Genomic DNA, 4,265 nt, shown 5'->3' with positions numbered 1-4,265 from the left:
CCCCGATCGGGGCCCTCTTCATATCGTCAGGCCCGCATCAACAATGGCCTGCTTTTACTCCGCCCCGCTGGCCTGGAATCCGACCGGCGTTGACACCTGCATCGTGTCGAGCGGCTGATGCGCCTGCACGGGTTGATGGCACGCCCGCGCCGCCGGGGCCTTCCCAAGGACGATGGTGTGCGCTCGGTTATTGCCGGCAATGTGCTCGATCGGCAGTTCACCGCCGACGCGCCCAACCAGAAGTGGGTTGCCGACTTCACTTACATCTGGACCGCCGAAGGATGGCTGTACGCAGCCGCGGTGATCGACTTGTTCTCAAGGCGGGTGGTCGGCTGGTCGATGAGTGACACGATGACGGCGCAGCTCGTCACCGACGCGCTGGTCATGGCAATCTGGCGGCGTGGCAAGCCCGATGCGCTGCTGCACCACTCGGACCAGGGCAGCCAATATACCAGCGAGCAGTTCCAGCGACTGATGGCCGATAATGGCGTCACATGCTCGATGAGCCGCTCCGGCAACGTTTGGGACAATGCTGCGATGGAGAGCTTCTTCTCCTCGCTCAAGACCGAACGGATCGCGCGCAAAACCTACCGCACGCGCAATCAGGCAAGGCAGGACGTGTTCGATTACATCGAGCGCTTCTACAACCCCACACGCAGGCACTCGACCCTTGGGTATCTCAGCCCCATGGACTTCGAGAAGCAGGCTAATGTAGCCTAACTTGGTGTCCATGGGACCGGCAGCAGCTCAATCTCCTACATGCCCTATATGGGGACGCCGTTGCTTAAGGGTTAGAGGGTTTTGGGCTTCGAGCTGGAGGGCAGGCAGTTGGGGAGGACCTCACGACCGTTGAGTCGGGTCGTCGGCCGAAAGACGACGGTCAAAGCGTCTTTCCTAGCGAAGCGTTACCGTATCCGCGAAGGGCATGGTCGCCACGGTCACGCCAGTTTCATCGGTGATTTCGATGGACCAACAAAGGGGCAACCTTCCGCTTTTGGCTTCCTCACCAATAATCTCGCGGGCTATCCTCGTGGCGCGAAAACATGCGGTTTCAAGGTTCGGTAGCTCCACCCCTTCTTCATCGGGGATTATCTCACCATCGCAAGCGAGGTTTAAACGGTACAACATATGACTGGTATAGCAGCTGGCTGAGCCGCGTTCTTTAACCGACATTAGGCGCGATGTGATTAATCTAAATGATACTTTCGATACGGGCTAATTATTTTTGACAAGCCCTCAAGCCGTACGAGTTCGCCAATTCGAAAACCGAAGCTTGATTATGGTCAATGTTGCGTCCATCAGAGCGAAGGTGATTGAGCCGCGCGCCGGGGGTGCGCTGGCTCTCACCAATTTAAACTTTCCCTCCGTCAGCGGGGGGTAGACGGAGGGAAAGCCACTCGTGCCGCGTCAGTGGGCGACTCGCCACAAGTCATTGACTACCATATTTTCGATTTAGCATCGGTTACTTTTTAAGTTGGCTAGTGAACAGTCATCGCGTCCCGGAACGGAATTTCGGCAACGATCTCGCCAAAATTCGTCCTCCACCTCGATCGACCATGTTAGCGGGAGTCTGCCGTTCCTAGCTTCCTCACCCATGATATCCTGCGCGATCTTCGTTGCGTGGAAGCAAGCCGCTTCTAAGTCGGGAAGGTCCATGCCCTGTGCGTCGGGGAACATCTCACCGTCCCATCGGAGGTGGAGGCGATACAGCATCCTTTTTGCCTACCTTAAGGTAACCCACGCCGCTAACAAGCCAAAAATCTTACATGCCCGAACCTGGCTGCCACCTCACTCCTAGCGTGGCGCGAGTGCCACTCATGGACCGAGTGGGGGCACGCATGGCGTGCCGATAGGCGACCCATCACGTCGCGTTTAATATCACCGTGTCCGTAAAAATTATAGCGTGACGCCGACGAGGCGTTCGGAACAGCAGCAATCGACGCAAATGACGCTAAGCACTTTTCGGATTATTCCGTTCCGCCGCGAGGACTTTGACCCGTTCGGCACGTATCGCCATCTCGTCCCATCGCTCTGCCGATTGCAGTGCCCGGATACGGAGATTAGGCAGCGTAGCAGCCTCTGCATTCGCACGTTCGGCGTCAGCACGCTTTCTGTACTGATTAGGATCGTCGTTCATTGAAGGATCGTATTCCTTTGCGGCACGATTGAACAGTACGGCGGGCAAAATGCGCGGGCTTCGGTCACCCCATCGCCTGCAATCAGTTTAAGGTTGGCTTACACGAGTAGCACACCTAAACCATTTTCTGTTTTATTCCGATCAAAAAGGTGTAGCTCGCCGCAGATGACTAGCGCAAAATTACTTATCCATGTCGGTGACATCGTAGGCGCATACGTGGCCTCGAACGTGGTTGCGGCGAAAGAGGTGCCGCACCTGATCAACGCCGTCTATAAAATCTTAGCAGGGCTTCAGGGCACGACTGCGACGGTCGGGGCCATTGAGGTATCCACGCCCGCCATGACGATCCGGGCAAGCGTCAAGCCGGACTCGGTTGGCTGCCTCGAATGCGGAAAGCGCTTCAAATCGATAAAGAAGCATCTTGCGATGCATGACCTAACCCCTGACCAGTATCGTGCAAAGTGGTCGCTTCCCGCTTCCTATTCGATGGTGTCGGCTGAATACAGCGCGAAACGTTCGGGCCTCGCCAAGGCGAACGGCTTGGGTCGGCAGAGGGCGCAGAGCTAGGCCGTGCCACCGTGTTATTACGGTCAGGATCGATAAGTACGTGCAGCTCGCTCACGGCTTCGGCGCGACGTGCAAGCCTGATTAGTAAATTGGGTTTAGGCATATTTCAGCATATTTACGGATGTGCCCGGTGAGGTGGCTGTGGATCGGCGTCGAAAGCGAGACCCCGGTCGGAGCGGAGCAACTACCTGTAATCCTTTAAGAGTATGGGTATTAAGGGGTCCCAATCCGCGCCGATTGGACCCCTGGTTATGTAAGGTTTCGACGCCGATTCAATAGCTTGGCGAGGAACTACCGGGGTCCCGTTTTCGGCGCCAATCCACACCCAAGGGGACCGATCTCTCCCTCTATAGCCAGGCCAAACTCAGCGCCATCGCCCGCCAACTCAACGAGCGCCCCAGAAAGACCTTGATGTATCGGACGCCCTCTGAAATATTTGCAGAGCGTGTTGCGGCGACCCGTTGAACCCACCGTCGATTTCAGCCGATCCGCTTTCTCGCCCGATAGCGGTCGGTGGGCTTCCGGGCGACGTACGCGCTGGGTTGCGGCCCGAACGGCGATACATGGTGGTGAGCAGTCGTTCGGCCTTTACGGAGCGAGATAGGGATTTGGCCTAACCAGCTCGGCTTTTCGTGATATAGTAAGACATCGCCACCGATCATGCCGCGAGCAGGATGGCGACCGAGGGCAAAGACCGGCTCCCGCTTGCACGTGGAGTATCAACATGGCCGAATCTGAAGATATGGCATTCCTTGTGGTGCGCGAACGACAATCCCGCTAGTTGGCAGAAGTGCCGGGGGATATTGCTGCGCAGCTTGCGCACCTAGGCATGGCGGACCGCTATGCCGCCCGCATATCCGTTCTAAAATCGCAAGCCGTTTAGGTCACATCCGTATAGAGGCCCCTCGGCAGACGGGTCGAACATCTCGCAAGCTGGCGCGTACAGTATTTCCGATGTGGTTTGGACGCGTGCCTTCTGCCCGCGTTTCCACCAGATAGCCGCCGCTCCGCTTCCGCGTCGGATCGCAATGCGCCGGACGGACGGATGGCAAAACCTGGTGATTTATTGGCGATAATCGCGTCTGATCTGTTCAAGAACTGCGCGTAAGCCGTCGTCAACTTGATCGGTCGCGGCAAGGGCGCGCCAATCAGCAGCCAAGGCAGCATATCGTACTCGATTTTCACGCGGGACGGCAACGGCGGCCATAGCGTCCATCGCAATAGCCTTGGCCTGACATTGAAGATGATCGCGTAAGGGCAAATGTGTCACGAGCGTGCTCCAGCCCTTGGTTCAGTTAGCCATGAGCGCCTTTTCGCGACTGTCTGCAAGTGGTCGCTTGCGGAAGGGCCGCTCTAGGGTCAGGACCCATAAATGGGATTCCCTTGGCCGCGCGATCTGATTCATATGTGGACGCCCCCTTGGCAAGGGCATTTTGTCGGGATGGGTTTGATCGGTTGCTTTCATTTGTCCGGCCTGTTTGTGCGGCGTTTTATGGCCGCTGGCCCTGATGGAAATCCGCCGGTGAGGTCCCTAAACAGGCTGGCGCGCGTTGAAGCGCAT

Annotated in this window: 5 protein-coding genes and 2 pseudogenes; 4 read left to right on the top strand and 3 right to left on the bottom strand. The window is 57.2% G+C overall.

Features of this window, described 5'->3' with window-relative positions:
• Positions 1 to 96 precede the first annotated feature (96 nt).
• Positions 97 to 720: pseudogene (locus ABIB28_RS18405) on the top strand (IS3 family transposase); the annotation flags it as partial.
• Between the two features lie 174 nt (positions 721 to 894).
• Here ABIB28_RS18405 and ABIB28_RS18400 read toward each other — a convergent pair.
• Positions 895 to 1,173, bottom strand: a complete 279-nt coding sequence (locus ABIB28_RS18400; RefSeq protein ID WP_354289555.1) for a DUF6894 family protein — start codon at positions 1,171 to 1,173, stop codon at positions 895 to 897.
• Positions 1,174 to 1,452: 279 nt separating this feature from the next.
• Complete coding sequence (locus ABIB28_RS18525; protein WP_502958259.1) at positions 1,453 to 1,713, bottom strand: DUF6894 family protein; 261 nt, start codon at positions 1,711 to 1,713, stop codon at positions 1,453 to 1,455.
• 589 nt (positions 1,714 to 2,302) lie between these two features.
• Here ABIB28_RS18525 and ABIB28_RS18395 point away from each other — a divergent pair.
• Together ABIB28_RS18395 and ABIB28_RS18390 are read left to right on the top strand one after the other, a co-directional pair.
• Positions 2,303 to 2,704, top strand: coding sequence for a Ros/MucR family transcriptional regulator (locus tag ABIB28_RS18395; RefSeq protein ID WP_354289553.1), 402 nt, complete (start codon positions 2,303 to 2,305; stop codon positions 2,702 to 2,704).
• A 312-nt stretch (positions 2,705 to 3,016) separates the two neighbouring features.
• Positions 3,017 to 3,169, top strand: a pseudogene (locus tag ABIB28_RS18390) (IS30 family transposase); the annotation flags it as partial.
• A 414-nt stretch (positions 3,170 to 3,583) separates the two neighbouring features.
• On the opposite strand, the gene ABIB28_RS18385 reads toward ABIB28_RS18390, so the two are convergent.
• Positions 3,584 to 3,889 carry a hypothetical protein gene (locus ABIB28_RS18385; RefSeq protein ID WP_354289551.1) on the bottom strand — a complete coding sequence of 102 codons (306 nt, stop codon included), beginning with the start codon at positions 3,887 to 3,889 and terminating at the stop codon, positions 3,584 to 3,586.
• A 187-nt stretch (positions 3,890 to 4,076) separates the two neighbouring features.
• Between ABIB28_RS18385 and ABIB28_RS18380 the strand changes: the two genes are divergently transcribed.
• The coding region (locus ABIB28_RS18380; RefSeq protein ID WP_354289549.1) for a hypothetical protein at positions 4,077 to 4,265 on the top strand (189 nt) is incomplete at its 3' end.

This window comes from Sphingomonas sp. UYEF23 (assembly GCF_040546165.1).
In the GTDB taxonomy this organism is placed as follows: domain Bacteria; phylum Pseudomonadota; class Alphaproteobacteria; order Sphingomonadales; family Sphingomonadaceae; genus Sphingomonas; species Sphingomonas glacialis.
The sequence above is the reverse complement of the archived record's forward strand: the minus strand, read 5'-3'. Positions and strand labels throughout refer to the sequence as shown.

Excerpts from the sequence above, each read along its gene's own strand:
- ABIB28_RS18400 (WP_354289555.1), bottom strand. The coding sequence starts at position 1,173 with ATGTCGGTTAAAGAACGCGGCTCAGCCAGCTGCTATACCAGTCATATG.
- ABIB28_RS18525 (WP_502958259.1), bottom strand. The coding sequence starts at position 1,713 with ATGCTGTATCGCCTCCACCTCCGATGGGACGGTGAGATGTTCCCCGAC.
- ABIB28_RS18395 (WP_354289553.1), top strand. The coding sequence starts at position 2,303 with ATGACTAGCGCAAAATTACTTATCCATGTCGGTGACATCGTAGGCGCA.